This is a genomic window from uncultured Stenotrophomonas sp. (genome assembly GCF_913778665.1).
GTDB lineage: Bacteria > Pseudomonadota > Gammaproteobacteria > Xanthomonadales > Xanthomonadaceae > Stenotrophomonas.
In genome coordinates, this window is sequence record NZ_CAJYVQ010000002.1 from 284,889 (window position 1) to 301,533 (window position 16,645).

Below are 16,645 nucleotides of genomic sequence, written 5' to 3' on the forward strand. Positions count from 1 at the left end.
TGTCCTGCTGGGCAGCCTTGCACTGATGGCAGTGCGGCCAGCCCGTGGAGAGAGCGTGTATCGCTTCGACGACAGCCTGCTGCAGGGCTCAGGATTGGCCAAGGGCAGCTTGGAGCGTTTCAACCATGCGCAGCAGGTCGATCCAGGCAGGTACGTGGTCGATGTGTATGCAAACACGCAGTATGTAACTCGAACTGAGGTGAGCTTTCGGCTGCAGGGTGACGTCGTCGAGCCCTGTTTGACCGACCAGTTCCTGCGTCAGTACCTCAACGTGCGCAAGTCCGACAGCCTGACCGGGCAAAGCAACGGATGCACGTTGCTTGCCGACCGCTTGCCGGGCGCCTCGTTCCGCTACGACTCTGCTCGCCTGCGCCTCGACCTTTCGGTACCGCAGTCGCTGCTCGACATCAAGCCGCGCGGCTATGTCGATCCGCAGGAGTGGGAGGCGGGTAACACGATGGGCTTCTTCAACTATGATGCGAGCCTCTACCACTCGCGCTATGAGGCCTCCGGGAATGAGGCAGCTGACTACGGTTACCTGGGGCTAAATACTGGACTGAATATAGGGTTGTGGCGTCTGCGTCACCAATCGAACTACAGTCATTCCAGGAGTGGCAGCACCGCTGTCGGTCATTGGAACAGCGTTCGCACTTCCGTACAGCGCGCTATCGTGCCATGGCGAAGCGAATTGACGCTAGGCGAAGGTTACACCGACGGCAACCTGTTCGGCAGTATCGGCTTCCGAGGTGCGCGCCTGGTCAGCGACGATCGCATGTTACCGGACTCTCAGCGACAGTACGCACCGCAGGTACGGGGTACTGCGGTGAGCAACGCGCGCGTTGTAATCGAGCAAAATGGCCGCAAAATATACGAGACCACGGTCGCACCTGGGCCCTTCGTCATAGATGACCTGTATGGCACCGCCTACAACGGTGACTTGGAGGTGCAGGTGATCAGCGCAGATGGAAGTGTCACGCGGTTCACCGTTCCATATGCAGCGGTGCCAGACTCCATTCGCCCCGGCATCTCGCGCTATAGTGCAATCGTTGGTGAGGTGGGCCAGACCAGTGCAGGCCGAGGGCCGGTGGCGGAGGCCACCTATCAGCGGGGCTTGACCAATTCGGTTTCCGCCAGCATCGGTGCGCGGGTGAGCGAGAGTTACCTGGCCCTCCTTGCTGGCGGCGTGCTGGGGACGCGGTACGGCGCATTCGGCTTCAGCAGCACGTTCTCCAGCGCCACTGTGGAAGACCGGCAACACAAGCAAGGCTGGCGCTTGGGGCTGAGCTACAGCCGTACGGTCCAGCCAACCGACACGACCGTCAACCTTGCCGGGTACAGGTACTCGACGCAGGGTTACCGCGACCTGGGCGATGTACTAGGTGCACGCCTCGCCTCCGGTCGAGGAGATGTATGGGACTCGACCAGCTTCAAACAGCGAAACCAGCTGACCTTGCTGATCAATCAGGGTTTGGGCCGCTACGGCAACCTGTACCTGTCCGGTTCGAGCAACGACTACTACGACGGTAAAAGCCACGACATCCAGGTCCAGTTCGGCTACTCCGGCACATGGCGCCAGTTCAGCTACAGTTTGGCGTACGCGCGGCAGAGCACCACCTGGTACCGGGACGCTGTGGCGAGCACCCTCCCAGCCTTCACGGGCGGAGCCGACATTCGGGACACTGTCAACAGCACCAATTCCTTGACACTCACGCTCACCCTGCCACTTGGCAGCTCCAGGCGGGCACCGAGCATGAGCTCGATGATGACGCGGCGCTCAGGGGATACCCAGGGCAGCAGCCTGCAGGCCGGTATCAGCGGTACGTTGGGCCCGCAGCGTGATACGAGCTACGCGCTCGCGGCCAGCCATGACAGTGCAGGCGGCGGAACGCATTGGACCAGCAATATCCAGGCGCAGACTCACGTCGCAACGGTGAACGGTGGGTATTCGCAAAGCTCCAACTACCAGCAGATCAATGCAGGCGTTCGTGGCGCGGCAGTGGTACATAGCGGCGGCATTACCCTGGGCCCTTATGTGGGAGACACGTTTGCGCTGGTCCGGGCGAAGGGCGCACACGGAGCCATCGTCAAGGGCGGGCAGGGAGCACGGGTGAATGCTGGCGGGTATGCGATTGTGCCCTCGTTGTCACCTTACCGGTACAACGCTGTCGGACTCGATCCCAGCGGTATGGGAGACTACGCTGAACTGCTCGAAACCGAGCGCAAAGTAGCACCCTATTCTGGCGCGGCCGTGCTGATGGACTTCAAGACGCTGGTCGGCAATGCTCTGTTGATCAAAGCCAGCTTGCCCGGTGGTGGACCGATTCCCCTGGCAGCCGAGGTCGTCGATGAAGAAGGCACGACTCTCGGAATGGTCGGTCAGGGAGGTCTGGTGTACGCGCGCGCCCACGCCGACAGCGGACGCTTGCAGATCCGCTGGGGCGACGCCGCGGACCAGCAGTGCCAGCTGCCCTATGACGTCAATAGTGCCAATGCGTTCGACAGCCAGGGGTTCATCCATCTGGAAAGCACATGTTCGTCCCAACAGGATCCCTTATGATGATCAGGCACTTGCTGCTGGCGGCCATGGCGCTCATACCCGCTCACCATGCCGCGGCGACCTGTTACAAGGTGACGTCGGTAGGGGCAGCCAATACCACGGCCACCACCGCTATCCGGCCGGGCGAAGGCACTGCCGGATCTTGGGCCGGCGCGTGTGATACGTGCAATGGCTCACTGGGTATTCCCAGCGTGATAAACGTCAGTGACCCTGGCTTTCAGCCCTACGGCTCCCTGATCGCGAGTTCAGTGGCACCATTTACCCAATACGGGTCAACGTCGGGTTACAACCCCGAGTATGTGTTCTTCCGCTGTGAAGCGAAGGATACGGTGTATGAGATGTTCTCCACGAACGGCGACGACGTGTACAGTGGCTGGTACCAGGGCGGCGACAGCGTTGGCAACAGCCTCGGAATACGCTCTGCCTACCGCACGGCTTGGCCCAACGTACTGTTGCGCCTGACTCATCTCGAAACGGGTCAGCTGTTCACGGACGTCTGGCAGCAGCGACCCCTGACAGGGCTGGATATCGATTCCCGGGGCTACCAGCTGGTGAAGGCGAAGAACCTGAGCGCCGTGCGTGCCGAGATATTCAGTGCACCCAAAGACCCCAGCTACAACTACTACAGCGATACCGCATCGTCGCAGCTCTACGCTTATTCGCAACCGGCGGCATACATCGCGATCAAAGGACCAGGCCTGTCCTACCCTACGGTTGGGCAGACGCAGTATGGAAACTGGAGCGGCTGGTATGGAAACTGGCCCGGTGCCATCGGCCTCTACAACAGGGTCACGCTCAAGCGCTATCCGACCTGCAGCGTCTCCAGTGTCACGCCGTACGTGGTGTTCCCCTCGATAAGCGTGAGTGAGATCAACGCTGGCAGTAGCCGGGTAATGCCTGTTCAGATCAGCATCCGCTGCCAGAGTGCCGCGGTAAGCAGCACCAGCGCCAACGGCACGGCCATTGGCATCAAGGCGTCTTCCGGTGCCTTGGCCGCGTCGTCCTCCTTAGGCCTGGTCAATGCCCAAGGCGGCCTGGCTTACCTCGTGTCGGATCGCTACGGTCAGTCGGGTATAGCCCAGGGGGTCGGTATCCGCTTGCTGAGAAATGGTACGTCCATCAACTTGCTTGCCAACGAAGATTCGGCCAAAGGCTCTGGCGCGGCGGGCCGGGGCTGGTATCCTGTGATCGGCAGCGCCGCCACGTTGACCAGTACGGTCAACGGCGTCAGCCAGTACACAGAAACCTTCCAGGCCCGCCTGGAAAAACTTTCCACTGGCACCATGCCGGCCGTATCGCCGGGCAAGGTCGAAGCTACGGCGCAGGTAGTCATACGTGTTCAGTAAGTTCGTGCAATGCCTCCTGCTGGTCGCCGCAGGGCTGAACTGCACGCTCGCCTACGCCGGTGTCACCGTCGAGCGTACCCGCGTCATCGTACATGAAGGCCAGCGCGAGACGTCGCTGGCGCTGGTCAACCAGAATGCCTATCCAGTCCTGATTCAAACCTGGATTGACAATGGCGATCTGGACGCTACTCCAGAAACTGCGAGTGCCCCCATCGTGCCGCTCCCAGCGGTTTTCAGGCTTGAACCCCAACAGCAACGAACGCTGCGCCTGGTCGCCACCGCGCAGCCTGTCGCGCAGGATCGGGAATCGCTCTACTGGCTTAATGTCTACGAGATTCCTCCCCGGCCTGACGAAGGGGGGGACGCGAACTCGCTACGACTGACCATCACCCTGCGGACGCAGCTGAAAGTCATCTACCGACCTCGGAAGTTGTCGCGCGAAGCAGAAAAAGCGCCGATGCGGATGGTCGTGAGGGCCGACGGGCACACCGTACAGTTGAACAACCCGACGCCGTTCTACATCACGCTCGCCAAGGCAGAGATCTGCGAGGGCGATCGATCCATTCCGCTGGGCGCAACCCTCCTGCCGCCATTCAGTACACAGCAGCAGACAGTAGACGGGACGCTATCCAATGGGGCTGAGTTCAGGTTTTCGTGGCTGGATGATGATGGCAACTCACAAGCGGCCAGGCTCCCGCTCTGGTGATGATGGTCAACGTGACGATTGGTTGTCGGGAGTGAACGCCTGGGATGGGACTTCGTGTTCTGCGGCATCGCCTTTCGCCAGCGGGCACAAGTTGAACACGGCAAGTCCCAACGGAGTGGCCTGGACGATTCTTCCACCGAACCACGCGCCCTTCTCATCCTTGAGCTTCTGGGACTTCAGCATTCTGTTCGAAACCAGTAATCTGAAACAGTGCTGGAGCTGGCCGCTGGAAAACCCGGGGATCGTTATCCTTGAAGGGCGTGTGCCAGGGACTGGCTTGGAGAAATAGATCAGCAGCGCCCTGCAGGCTGCGTAGTTTGAATTTTCGCCATTTTCGTGTGTAGCATTGCTTTCGCGGTTGTGGTGGTTCATTCGGGTTTCCACGCCGGAAGCGTGTTTTTGATCTGCAGGGGAAATGCCGTGATTGGATGCAGCAGGAGCGCCTGTCTGCGTCACGCAACTGGAAATCACATTGCATGTACTCGCTGAAGCAGGGCTTGCAGGTAAACAGTCGCCGCAATCCGCGCGCACAGTCTGCTGCTACGTTGCATGGCGATCATGGTGGAATCCGCCGAGACTGCGCGCTGTTCTGCATTTCCGATTTCGCAATGAAAGCATCAAGGCCTCGCCTCAAAGCGCGCACCTGATTACTTGCCAGTGTGGGTCCGATCGCTCAATTTGCTGGTGCGCAGGATAAACTTTCGCAGCCATTGCCAATTCATGGGAATGTACAGGTGTGACAATAATCAGCCACCCGTCTCGATGTAATAAGACAATTCTTAAATCGTCGGATAAGGCCTTTCCGTGACGTCTTCGGATAAGCCACTGACCAGGGATGCTCCCTTGTCAGAACGTGCTGCGCCGTGCATGGCTTCTCTCTGCCACCATCCTCTGCATGCACGTGTGCGGCTGCGATAAGGGCTGCACGTGGCACAGGCATGTCCGCGACCAACGCTGCTGAAAGAGATGGGGGCGCTGGAACGCGCCGGCGAAGCGCTCCTGTGTGATCGCCTCCGGGTTCCGAGTCTCCAACCCGCGGAAGCAAGGCCCGGTGAACACGCATTGGTGCAGCAAACTACGCGCTGCGCGGCAGTGTGCTGGCTCTGTGGGGCGTCTTGGGCGCCATGGGGTACTGGCCAAGGTCAGGGAGTGAGGCGGATCGTTGTGCCTCGCAGCATCGGTTTTCATGCACCGCAACTTGCAAACGCACAACGGCCTCCCCTAAGGTGCAATCGATTGCATTGCTTTGAATCGTTGCGTTTGATGCCGGTTGGGAGGCCGGGAAGTGGATGTCGATCCATTCCATCGAACTGGCGCCTGCGCCGGGGCTCACGCGGCGTGATGCGCTGCGCATGGCGGTCGCCGGCAGCCTGGCGCTGGCAACAGGGGGCGTTGCACCCGCGTTCGCCGCCGACGCACCGCTGAAGGGCCACCTGAAGCATTCCGTCGCGCGCTGGACCTTCCCGAAGTTGTCGGTCGCCCAGCTCTGCCAGACGGTGAAGTCCCTCGGCTTCGCCGCCATCGATCTGGTCGGCCCCGAGGACTGGCCCACGTTGAAGGCCCATGGCGTGGACAGCTCGATGTGCAACGGTGCGGAGCTGGGCCTGACCAAGGGCTTTGCCGGTCGCGAGTTCCACGATGAGCTGGTGGCGCGTTACACGCGGCACATCGATCTGGTCGCCGACGCAGGCTATCGCAACCTGATCTGCTTCTCGGGCAACCGCAACGGCATGGACCCGCAGGAGGGCATTGCCAATGCCGCGGCCGGTCTCAAGCGCATCCTCGGGCACGCCGAGAAACGCGGCGTTGTGCTGGTGATGGAGCTGCTGAACTCCAGGGTCGATCATCGCGACTACCTGTGCGACCACTCGGCCTGGGGCGTGGAGCTGTGCCAGCGGCTGGGATCGGACCACTTCGGCCTGCTCTACGACATCTATCACATGCAGATCATGGAGGGTGACATCATCGCCACCATCGGCAGGCATCACGCGTTCTTCAAGCACTACCACACCGCAGGTGTGCCGGGCCGGCACGAGATCGGTGACCAGCAGGAACTCAATTATCCGGCCATCTGTCGCGCGATCCGCGACACCGGTTTCGATGGGTATCTGGCGCAGGAGTTCATGCCTGCTGCGCCCGATCCCGTCGGCTCGCTGCGCGAGGCGATCCGCCTCTGCGACGTCTGAAACGATATCCACCCAGGTGAAATACCCATGGCAGACAATCACTACGACGCCATCGTTGTTGGTTCGGGAATCAGTGGCGGTTGGGCGGCAAAGGAGCTGACCGAGAAGGGCCTGAAGGTCCTGATGCTGGAACGCGGGCGCAACATCGAGCACGTCAAGGACTACGTCAATGCGATGAAGGAGGCGTGGGATTTCCCGCATCGCAATCGGCCGACGCAGGCGATGAAGGCCGACTTCCCGGTGCTGATGCGTGACTACGGCCTGGCCGAGAACCTGGAAGGCATGTGGGCCAACGAACAGGAATCGCCCTATATCGAGACCAAGCGGTTCGACTGGTTCCGCGGCTACCACGTGGGCGGTCGCTCGCTGATGTGGGGCCGGCAGAGCTATCGTTTCTCCGACCTGGACTTCGAGGCGAACCTCAAGGACGGCATCGCCACCGACTGGCCGATCCGCTATGCCGACATCGCGCCGTGGTACGACCATGTCGAGAAGTTTGCCGGCATCGCCGGCACGCGCGAGGGACTGGACGTACTGCCGGACGGCGAGTTCCTGCCGCCGATCCCGTTGAACATCGTCGAGAAGGATGTGGCCGCACGTATCAAGAAAGCCTTCGGCGGAACGCGGCACATGATCCACTCGCGTACGGCCAACATCACCAAGCCGATGCCCGAGCAGGGCCGCGTCAACTGCCAGTACCGCAACAAGTGCATCCTCGGCTGCCCCTTCGGCGCCTATTTCTCGACGCAGGCGGCGACGCTGCCGGCAGCGATGAAGACCGGCAACCTGACCCTGCGGCCGTTCTCGATCGTCAAGGAAGTGCTGTACGACAAGGATCGCAAGCGTGCGCGCGGCGTGGAGGTCATCGACGCGGAAACCGGACAGACCTACCAGTACACGGCCAAGGTGATCTTCCTCAACGCGTCGTCGTTCAACTCGACGTGGCTGCTGATGAACTCGGCCACCGACGTCTGGGACGGCGGGCTGGGCTCCTCGTCCGGCGAGCTTGGGCACAACGTGATGGACCATCATTTCGGTGCGGGAGCCTCGGGCCGGGTCGAGGGCTTTGAGGACAAGTACTACTTCGGCCGCCGTCCCTGCGGCTTCTACATTCCGCGGTTCCGCAACGTCGCGGCCGACAAGCGTGGCTACCTGCGCGGCTTCGGTTATCAGGGTGGCGCCAGCCGCACCGGTTGGTCACGCGAGATCGCCGAGCTGAACATCGGTGCCGACCTGAAGGAGGCGTTGACCGTGCCCGGTGATTGGCGGATCGGCATGACCGGTTTCGGCGAGATGCTGCCGCACCACGACAACACCATCCGCCTGGACCGCGAACGCAAGGACAAGTGGGGGTTGCCGGTGCTGGCGATGGACGTTGCCATGCGCGCCAACGAACTGGCCATGCGCAAGGACATGGCCGCCGACGCAGCCGAGATGCTGGAGGCGGCCGGTGTCAAGGACGTGAAGATGCACGACAACGATTACGCGCCGGGCAAGGGCATCCACGAAATGGGAACCGCGCGGATGGGGCGTGACCGCAGGAGTTCCGTATTGAACGCACACAACCAGGTCTGGGATGCACCCAACGTCTACGTCACCGACGGTGCCTGCATGACCTCCAGCGCCTGCGTGAATCCTTCGTTGACCTACATGGCACTGACGGCGCGCGCTGCTGATCACGCCGTGCGCGAACTGAAAGCGGGGAACCTGTGATGGATCGTCGCGAACTGTTGAAGATGATCGTGGCCGCCACCGGCGCGGCCATGGTCGGGTTGCCGGCACTGGTGGAGGGCAAGGCGCCCGCGGCTGCCGCGATGCCTGCATTCTCCGACGCCGATATCGTCTTGCTGGACGACATTGCCGAGACCATCCTGCCGCGCACCACCACGCCGGGTGCGAAAGACGCCGGCGTCGGCGCATTCATGGCGACCTTCGTCACCGACTGCTACACCGCCCGGCAGCAGGCGGCATTCCGCACCGGCCTGGTGGCTGTCGAGACGCGTGCCGGTGGTCGCTTCGCATCGCTCGCGCCGCAGGCCCGCACCGAGCTGCTGCGCGCCCTGGATGCGGAGGCGAAGGCGCATCGTGTTGAGGTGACCGAGACCGGCACCGCCGAGGACGGCGACGCCGTGCCGCATTACTTCACGATGCTCAAGCAGCTGGCCATCTTCGGCTTCTTCACTTCAAAGGTCGGCGCGACCGAGGTGCTGCGTTATGTTGCGGTGCCGGGCCGCTACGACGGGGATCTGGCCTACACCCCCGGTACGCCTGCGTGGGGGACCGGCTGATGGAGTACAACAGGATGATCACGCCACTGCTGATCGCAGCCGCTGCGCTGGCCGTGGCTCCCGCGTTCGCGCAGGCCAGCCTCGACCCCGCGCGCGATCCGAAGAAGACCGAGGTGTGGACGCCGGTGCCGGCGGTTGTGGCGACGCCGCCAGATGCGGCACCCTCCGATGCGATCGTGCTGTTCGATGGCAAGGATGCCTCCGCGTGGGAGGCGGAGCAGGGGGGGCGCGTGCCGTGGACCGTCGCCGACGGCGCCATGACCGTGGTGCCCGGCAGCAAGGGCATCCGTACCCGGCAGCGTTTCTGCGATATCCAGTTGCACGTCGAGTGGCGCACACCGGTCGAAACCCAGGGCTTCGACGGCCAGAACCGCGGCAACAGCGGCATCTTCCTGCAGGAGCTGTATGAGTTGCAGGTGCTCGACAGCTACAACAATCCGACCTACGCCAATGGCCAGGCTGGCTCGATCTACAAGCAGGCCATGCCACAGGTGAACGCCTCGCGCGCACCGGGCCAGTGGCAGGTCTACGACATCATCTGGAAGGCGCCGCGCTTCTCGCAGGGCGGCGGCCTGGCCTCGCCCGCGCGCATCACCGTGCTGCACAACGGCGTGCTCGTGCAGGATGACACCGTGCTGGCGGGGAAGACGGAGTACATCGGTGCGCCGTCGTATGCGCCTCACGCGTGCGCGCCGCTCTATCTGCAGGAGCATGACTCCAAGGTCAGCTACCGCAACATCTGGGTGCGCGAGCTGTAACGCCGCGCGACTACTTCGCCAGGTAACTGGCGATGTCGTCGATCTCCTGCTGCGAAAGCTGGGGAAAGGGCGGCATCAGGCCGCCGCCCTTGCGGATCTTGTCCTTGATCTCTGCCGCATCCAGTCGCTTGCCGATGTCGGTCAGCGCCGGGAACGCGCCCGGCATGCCGGCACGGTCGGCACCATGGCAGGCGGTGCAGTTCGCGCTGTAGAGCTTGGCGCCGGCGGCGGGATCATCCTTGCACCACGCGCTGGTCGCCAGCGTCGCGCCATAGGCCATCACGGCCAGTTTCAGCATCGTCTTCAAGAAAGGGCTCCTTTGCGGGCTAGGGCTGTGCGGTGGCGGGCAGGCTGACGGTCAGGTGTCCGCGCAGGTAGTCGGCGCCGGTCTGGATCACCTTGGCCGGATCGCGCGGCTGGTCGTGTTCGAGGATGTACCAGTGCACGCCCGCAGCGGCCGCAGCCGGGAGGATCGCATTCCAGTCCAGTACGCCCTGGCCGACGGCGGCGAATCCGCCTTCGTCTTCGGCCTGGCCCGTCGCGGCGTTGTCCTTGGCATGTACCGCGAACAGGCGGCCGCGGAACTTGCCGAGCATCAACGCCGGGTCGTGGCCGGCGCGCGCGACCCAGGCCAGGTCCAGCTCGGTCTGCAGGTCGGGCCCGGCAGCGGCGAACAGCAGTTCCAGGCCGGTCTTTCCGTCGATGTCGACCAGTTCGAAGTCGTGATTGTGGTAGGCCAGGCGCATGCCCTTTGCGCGCACCTGCCTCGACAGCCGGCCCAGCTCCTGGCCCAGTGCGGTCCAGCCCGCCGCATCGGTCGGCCTGTCCTTCGCATCCAGGTAAGGCACCACCAGCGTGGTGTTGCCGATCGAGCGGTTGAACGCCACCACGCCATCCAGGTCTTTGCGCAGCTCGGCCAGCGCCACGTGCGACGAGATCGCACGGATCGAATACCGGTCCAGCAGCTGCTTGAGTTCGCTGGCGCTGACGCCCTGCGTGCCCACCGTTTCCACCGCGTGCACGCCGGCGTCGTGGACGATCTTCAACTGCTGCTCGAGCGATCCAGCATTGCGCAGCGAGTACATCTGCACCGCGATTGGCTTCTGCGGCGCAAGGGCGCCTCCGGCAAAGGCGGGCAGGGCCGCGAGCAACAACAGTGCCAAGGCCGTCATTCTGCGAACTGGGGTCTTCATCATGCGTTCCTCAAGGAGTTCAACCGATGGTGGTCCAGGCGCGGGTCCTGGCCGATGCGATGACGCGGTCGACGATGCGTGCCGAGCGCACGCCGTCGGTGAAGGTGGGCAGGCCCTCGGGTCGCTCGTCGTCGATCGCGCGATAGCTGTCGGCGACAAACGCCTCGAAGCAGTACCCGTAGCCCTGTGCGTGCCCGGCCGGCAGCACCGATAGCCGGCGTTGTTCGGCACTGCCCGCACCGGGACCACGCACGAAGACGTCCTCGCGCTGGTCGGGCCGGCCGATCCACAGCCGTTCGGCGTCTTCCTGGTTGAAGGCCACGCTGGCGCGGGCGCCGTCGATCTCGAACCAGAGGCGATTGTGCCGGCCTGCCGAGACCTGGCTGACGGTCAGCGAGGCCAGCGTGCCGGCGCCGGTGCGGAACATCGCCGCCGCAACGTCCTCGCTGGCGACGGCCTGCATCGCGCTGGCTGCCGTGGGCGTGCTGAAGCTCTGCGCGCTGCCGGTGCCGCGCTCGGCGATCACGGTGGCGAATACCGCACTGACCTCGGCGAAACGCTCGCCGCTGATCCATTCCACCAGGTCGCACCAGTGCGAGCCGATGTCGGCGAACACGCGCGACGTGCCGCCCAGGGCCGGGTCCACGCGCCAGTTGTTGCTGGCCGGGTCCAGCAGCCAATCCTGCAGATAGCTGCCGTGGATCAGGTGCAGCGGCCCCAGCTCACCCAGCGCGATGCGTGCACGCGCCTCGCGCAGCACCGGGTGGTAGCGGTAGACGAAGGGTACGGTGGCCACAAGGCTGCGCGAGGCGGCTAGCGCAGCCAGGGCCTCGGCGTCCTCCAGCGTGGTGGCCAGCGGCTTCTCGCAGATCACGTGCTTGCCGGCTTCGAGTGCGGCCTGTGCCATCGGCCGGTGCAGATGATTGGGCGTGCAGACATGCACCACCTGCACCTGTGGATCGGACACGAGCTCCTCGATGTCCCGATAGGCGCGCGCGACATTCCAGGACTGCGCCACCTCCTGTGCGCGCTGCGCGGATGAGGCGGCCACGCCGCGGATCTGCGCACCGGCCAGCAGTGCCGCGCGACGATGCACCGCACCGATCATCCCGGTGCCGACGATGGCGATTCCAAGCGCAGCCATCTACGGGATCCCCCGCGACGCGGACGGCGCGGTGGCGGCCTGCGGGCGGTCGCGGAACAGCAACAGGAACGCGATCAGCACGAGCAGGGCGACGCCGGCCGGGAACAGCCAGATCTGTTGCCAGTCCGGCCCCGCCGCGGTGGTGAAGTGTTCCACCACCGCGCCGGACAGGAAGGTACCGATCAGCATGCCCACGCCATACGTGGCCAGGGTGATGAAGCCCTGGGCGCTGCTGCGCGCGTCGGGACCCGCGTGCGCGTCGGTGTAGATCTGGCCGGTGACGAAGAAGAAGTCGTAGCAGATGCCGTGCAGCACGATGCCGATCACCAGCAGCGAGAAGCCGCTGCCGGCATCGCCGAAGGCGAACAGGGCATAGCGCAGCACCCACGCGCCCATGCCGACCGCCAGCATGGTCTTCACCCCCAGCCGCACGAACAGGAACGGCATCGCCAGCATCAGCAGCACTTCGGACACCTGGCCCAGCGACTGCAGGCCGGCAGCGCCGCGGACGCCCAGATCGTTGAGGTAGGGGTTGGTGAAGTTGTAGTAGAACGCCAGCGGAATGCAGATGGCGATGGAGGCGAGGAAGAACACCAGGTACGAGCGCGACTTCAGCAGCCGCAGCGAATCCAGCCCTAGGATCCGCCCGAGCTTGGCGTCGCGCTGCTGCGCCAGCGGCGGCGTGTGCGGCAGGGTGAACGCGTACAGCCCCAGCACCAGTGACGCCACCGCCGCCATCTTGAAGGTGAGTTCGAGCCGATGCGCCTGTTCCCAGCCCAGCCAGCCGATCAGCACGCCGGCCACGATCCAGCCGACGCTGCCAGCCACGCGCACCAGCGGGAACTGCTTCTCAGGCGATTGCATGTGCCGCATCGCCACGCTGTTGGCCAGCGCCAGCGTCGGCATGAACAGCAGCATGTAGGCCATCACGCAGGCGGAGAACGTGCTGAAGCTGCCCGCTGTGGAGGCCAGCCACAGCAGCACCGCGCCGGCCAGGTGCAGCACCGCCAGGATGCGCTGCGCGGCGAAGTAGCGGTCGGCGATCAGGCCGACCAGGAAGGGCGCGACGATGGCGCCGATGGACTGGCTGAGGAAGGCCGTTGCGACCTGGCTCGCGCTGGCCTGCAGCGGCCCCTGCACCAGGTAGGTACCCAGGGTCACGAACCAGGCGCCCCAGATGAAGAACTGCAGAAACATCATCGCGCCCAAGCGCGACATCGCGTGCGTCATGGCTTGCCCTCCCAGGGCAGTATCGGCTCAGAGTCCCAGCATGCGGTGCAGTGATGCGGCGTCGGTACCGCTGTCGGCGAAATCGTCGAAGGCACGCTCGGTCACCCGGATGATGTGGTCGCGGATGAAGGTCGCGCCCTCGCGTGCGCCGTCTTCCGGATGTTTCAGGCAGCACTCCCACTCCAGCACCGCCCAGCCCGGGAAATCGTATTGCGCGAACTTCGAGAAGATCGACTTGAAGTCGATCTGGCCGTCGCCGAGCGAGCGGAACCGCCCAGGGCGATCGATCCAGTCCTGGTAGCCGGCATACACGCCGCTGCGCGCGCTGGCGCGGTACTCGGCATCCTTGACATGGAAAATGCCTATGCGCGCGTGATAGCGGTCGATGAAGCCCAGGTAGTCCATCTGTTGCAGCAGCAGGTGGCTGGGGTCGTACAGGATCTTGGCGCGCGGATGGTGGTCGACTACATCGAGGAAGCGCTCGAAGGTCGCGCCGTCGTGCAGGTCCTCGCCGGGGTGGATCTCGAAGCACAGGTCCACGCCGCAGGCGTCGAACGCATCCAGGATCGGGCGCCAGCGGCGGCCGAGTTCGGCGAAGGCTTGCTCGACCAGGCCAGGCGGGCGCTGCGGCCAGGGATAGAAGTAGGGCCACGCCAACGCGCCGGAGAAGGTGGCATGTGCGGTCAGCCCGAGGTGCTGGCTGGCCTTGGCCGCCAGCAGCAGCTGTTCGACCGCCCAGGCCTGGCGTGCGGCCGGGTTGCCACGCATGTCCGGCGGTGCGAATCCGTCGAACAGGCTGTCATAGGCGGGATGGACCGCGACCAGCTGCCCCTGCAGGTGGGTGGACAGTTCGGTGATCTGCAGGCCATGGCCAGCCAGCATGCCGGCGATGTCGTCACAGTAGGCCGGGCTGCGTGCGGCCTCGGCCAGGTCGAAAAGGTGGGGCGCGCTGGTCGGCACTTGTACGCCAGAATAGCCCAGGCCCGCGGCCCAGCCGGCCAGCGTGTCCAGCCGATCAAAAGGAGCTGTGTCGCCGATGAACTGCGCCAGGAACAGCGCTGGACCCTTGAGCGTCTTCAACGTGATTCGCCCTCGATGCAATCGATTGCATTATCCTAGCAGGGGCGCACGCAGGACCTGTTGTGCACTGCACAGCGGACAGGAGAACTAACGCCATGGCCACCATCTACGACATTGCAAAGCATGTCGGCGTCTCCGCCGGCACGGTGTCGCGCGCGCTTTCGAGGCCGGACAAGGTGCTGCCGGCCACGCGCACCCGCATCGAACAGGCCGCCGCCGCACTGGGCTATGTGCCCAACACGGTCGCCCGCACGCTGAAGACCCAGCGCAGCGGCAAGATCCTGGTCACCGTGCCGGATATCGCCAACCCGTTCTTCGCGCAGATCCTGCAGGGTGCCGAAGACGCCGCGCAGGCGGTCGGCTATGCGGTGCTGCTGGGCGATACCCAGGACCAGCCCGACCGCGAGGAGCGCTACGCGCAGATGCTCCGGCGCAACGAGGCCGACGGCATGATCGTGCTCGGCCACCGGCTGCCACCGACGGCGCGCGAGATTGTCCAGCAGAGGGGGGCCGCCGCGCCGGTGGTCAACGGATGCGAGTTCGACCCCGCGCTGGGCCTGCCCAGTGTGCATATCGACAATGCCGCCGCCGCGCGCGCGGTCATGGAGCATCTGTACGCCCTGGGCCACGAACGCATCGCCGTGGTCGGCGGGCCGCCCGACAATCCGCTGCACCAGCAGCGCCTGCAAGGGGTGCGGGCCGCCGGCAGGGCGCGTGGCCGCCTGCGCCAGCTGAGCGTGGTGCCTGGCGATTTCTCGGTGGAAGCCGGGCACGCCGCAACGGTGGCACTTCTGGCCGATGGGGCGGCACCGACCGCCGTGTTCTGCTTCAGCGACCAGATGGCGCTGGGGGCGCTGGCGGCCTGCCGTGAGCTGGGCATCTGCGTGCCGGATGACCTGTCCATCGTCGGTTTCGATGACCTGGCGTCATCGCGTTACCTCACGCCACCGTTGACCACCATCCGGCAACCGATGCGCGAGATCGGTGAGCGCGCGGTCAACCTGTTGCTCTCCATCATCGATCATGTCGACGTGCCGCTTCAGCAGACGCTGGAGTTCAGCTTGATGGAGCGGGGCTCGACGGCGGCGCCGCGGCGCGGGTGAGGGCGGCGCGGCGCGATCATCGTCTGCGTTCGTACCAGCCTTGCGACGCGTTGACGAAGCGGACTACCGACAGCATCACTGGCACTTCGATCAGTACGCCGACCACGGTGGCAAGCGCCGCGCCGGAGTGCACGCCAAACAGGCCGATCGCGGTTGCCACGGCCAGCTCGAAGAAGTTGCTGGCGCCGATCAATGCAGAGGGGCCGGCTACGCAATGGGCAACGCCCAGGCGTCGGTTCAACAGGTAGGCCAGCCCCGCATTGAAGTACACCTGGATCAGGATCGGCACCGCGATCAGGGCGATGATCCGTGGCTGCTGCACGATCTGATGGCCCTGGAAACCGAACAACAGCAGCAGGGTCAACAGCAGCGCGGCCAGTGACAGCGGGGAGAGCCTGCGCAGCACGCGCTGCAGGCCGGCCTCGCCGGAGCGCGCCAGCAGCCAATGCCGGATCATCACCGCCACGACCACCGGAACGATGATGTACAGGCCCACCGACAGGATCAGCGTATTCCACGGCACGCTGATCGCCGACAGGCCCAGCAGCAGTGCCACCACCGGCGCATACGCCACCACCATGATCGCATCGTTCAGCGCCACCTGGCTCAGCGTGAAGTTTGCATCGCCGCGGCACAGGTTGCTCCACACGAACACCATCGCCGTGCACGGTGCCGCTGCCAGCAGGATCAGGCCGGCGATGTAGCCGTCGGCCTGGCCGGGCGGCATCCACCCGGCAAAGACATGACGCAGGAACAGCCAGCCCAGCAACGCCATCGAGAACGGTTTGACCGCCCAGTTGATGAACAGCGTCACGCCGATGCCCTTCCAGTGCTGGCCAACCTGGCGCATCGCGCCGAAGTCGACCTTCAGCAGCATCGGGATGATCATCAGCCAGATCAGCACGGCCATCGGCAGGTTGACCTTGGCCATTTCGGCACGGGCCAGCGTCGCAAACACCGTGGGCAGGAAGTGGCCCAGCGCGGTGCCCGCCACGATGCACAGCGCGACCCACAGGGTCAGGTGGCGTTCGAAGTGTCCCATTGGAGCGGCGCT

16 protein-coding genes are annotated in these 16,645 nt (G+C 64.5%); 9 read left to right on the forward strand and 7 right to left on the reverse strand.

Going from position 1 to position 16,645, the window contains the following annotated elements; all coding sequences use genetic code 11:
- Positions 1 to 55: 55 nt before the first annotated feature.
- The 3 genes from QZ853_RS02190 to QZ853_RS02200 are packed head-to-tail and all read left to right on the forward strand — an operon-like array spanning position 56 to position 4,609.
- Positions 56 to 2,557 (forward strand): fimbria/pilus outer membrane usher protein, encoded by a 2,502-nt coding sequence (locus QZ853_RS02190; RefSeq protein WP_295570374.1) that lies wholly within the window; start codon positions 56 to 58, stop codon positions 2,555 to 2,557.
- On the forward strand, positions 2,554 to 3,903 hold the full coding sequence (locus tag QZ853_RS02195) for a fimbrial protein (protein ID WP_295570376.1): 1,350 nt from the start codon (positions 2,554 to 2,556) through the stop codon (positions 3,901 to 3,903). The genes QZ853_RS02190 and QZ853_RS02195 overlap by 4 nt, the downstream gene beginning before the upstream one ends.
- Complete coding sequence (locus QZ853_RS02200) at positions 3,893 to 4,609, forward strand: molecular chaperone (RefSeq protein WP_295570377.1); 717 nt, start codon at positions 3,893 to 3,895, stop codon at positions 4,607 to 4,609. The genes QZ853_RS02195 and QZ853_RS02200 overlap by 11 nt, the downstream gene beginning before the upstream one ends.
- 6 nt (positions 4,610 to 4,615) lie before the next feature.
- Here the strand turns inward: QZ853_RS02200 and QZ853_RS02205 are convergent, their stop codons facing one another.
- Positions 4,616 to 4,981 (reverse strand): hypothetical protein, encoded by a 366-nt coding sequence (locus QZ853_RS02205; RefSeq protein ID WP_295570379.1) that lies wholly within the window; start codon positions 4,979 to 4,981, stop codon positions 4,616 to 4,618.
- Between the two features lie 104 nt (positions 4,982 to 5,085).
- Here QZ853_RS02205 and QZ853_RS02210 point away from each other — a divergent pair, with 104 nt between their 5' ends.
- The 5 genes from QZ853_RS02210 (at position 5,086) to QZ853_RS02230 (ending at position 9,841) form a co-directional block, all read left to right on the forward strand.
- On the forward strand, positions 5,086 to 5,256 hold the full coding sequence (locus QZ853_RS02210) for a hypothetical protein (protein WP_295570380.1): 171 nt from the start codon (positions 5,086 to 5,088) through the stop codon (positions 5,254 to 5,256).
- 642 nt (positions 5,257 to 5,898) lie between these two features.
- A complete protein-coding gene (locus QZ853_RS02215; protein ID WP_295570382.1) occupies positions 5,899 to 6,795 on the forward strand; it encodes a TIM barrel protein in 897 nt (298 codons plus the stop codon).
- Positions 6,796 to 6,822: 27 nt separating this feature from the next.
- Positions 6,823 to 8,508 (forward strand): GMC family oxidoreductase, encoded by a 1,686-nt coding sequence (locus QZ853_RS02220; protein WP_295570384.1) that lies wholly within the window; start codon positions 6,823 to 6,825, stop codon positions 8,506 to 8,508.
- The gene (locus QZ853_RS02225; protein ID WP_295570385.1) at positions 8,508 to 9,083 is read left to right on the forward strand and encodes a gluconate 2-dehydrogenase subunit 3 family protein; all 576 of its coding nucleotides are present in this window, start codon (positions 8,508 to 8,510) and stop codon (positions 9,081 to 9,083) included. The genes QZ853_RS02220 and QZ853_RS02225 overlap by 1 nt, the downstream gene beginning before the upstream one ends.
- The gene (locus tag QZ853_RS02230; RefSeq protein ID WP_295570387.1) at positions 9,083 to 9,841 is read left to right on the forward strand and encodes a DUF1080 domain-containing protein; all 759 of its coding nucleotides are present in this window, start codon (positions 9,083 to 9,085) and stop codon (positions 9,839 to 9,841) included. Before QZ853_RS02225 ends, QZ853_RS02230 begins: the two co-directional genes overlap by 1 nt.
- A 10-nt stretch (positions 9,842 to 9,851) precedes the next feature.
- Here QZ853_RS02230 and QZ853_RS02235 read toward each other — a convergent pair whose 3' ends face one another.
- The 5 genes from QZ853_RS02235 to QZ853_RS02255 are packed head-to-tail and all read right to left on the reverse strand — an operon-like array spanning position 9,852 to position 14,488.
- Positions 9,852 to 10,148 (reverse strand): cytochrome c, encoded by a 297-nt coding sequence (locus QZ853_RS02235; protein ID WP_295570389.1) that lies wholly within the window; start codon positions 10,146 to 10,148, stop codon positions 9,852 to 9,854.
- Positions 10,149 to 10,167: 19 nt separating this feature from the next.
- Positions 10,168 to 11,034 (reverse strand): sugar phosphate isomerase/epimerase, encoded by an 867-nt coding sequence (locus QZ853_RS02240; protein ID WP_295570390.1) that lies wholly within the window; start codon positions 11,032 to 11,034, stop codon positions 10,168 to 10,170.
- A gap of 19 nt (positions 11,035 to 11,053) precedes the next feature.
- A complete protein-coding gene (locus QZ853_RS02245; RefSeq protein WP_295570392.1) occupies positions 11,054 to 12,178 on the reverse strand; it encodes a Gfo/Idh/MocA family oxidoreductase in 1,125 nt (374 codons plus the stop codon).
- Entirely contained in the window at positions 12,179 to 13,408 is a 1,230-nt protein-coding gene (locus tag QZ853_RS02250) for a nucleoside permease (RefSeq protein WP_295570394.1), read from the reverse strand.
- A 27-nt stretch (positions 13,409 to 13,435) separates the two neighbouring features.
- Positions 13,436 to 14,488 carry a sugar phosphate isomerase/epimerase family protein gene (locus QZ853_RS02255; RefSeq protein WP_295570395.1) on the reverse strand — a complete coding sequence of 351 codons (1,053 nt, stop codon included), beginning with the start codon at positions 14,486 to 14,488 and terminating at the stop codon, positions 13,436 to 13,438.
- A 95-nt stretch (positions 14,489 to 14,583) separates the two neighbouring features.
- Between QZ853_RS02255 and QZ853_RS02260 the strand changes: the two genes are divergently transcribed.
- Complete coding sequence (locus QZ853_RS02260) at positions 14,584 to 15,591, forward strand: LacI family DNA-binding transcriptional regulator (protein ID WP_295570397.1); 1,008 nt, start codon at positions 14,584 to 14,586, stop codon at positions 15,589 to 15,591.
- A 16-nt stretch (positions 15,592 to 15,607) separates the two neighbouring features.
- Here the strand turns inward: QZ853_RS02260 and arsB are convergent, their stop codons facing one another.
- Complete coding sequence (gene arsB, locus QZ853_RS02265; protein ID WP_295570399.1) at positions 15,608 to 16,633, reverse strand: ACR3 family arsenite efflux transporter; 1,026 nt, start codon at positions 16,631 to 16,633, stop codon at positions 15,608 to 15,610.
- Positions 16,634 to 16,645: the final 12 nt, after the last annotated feature.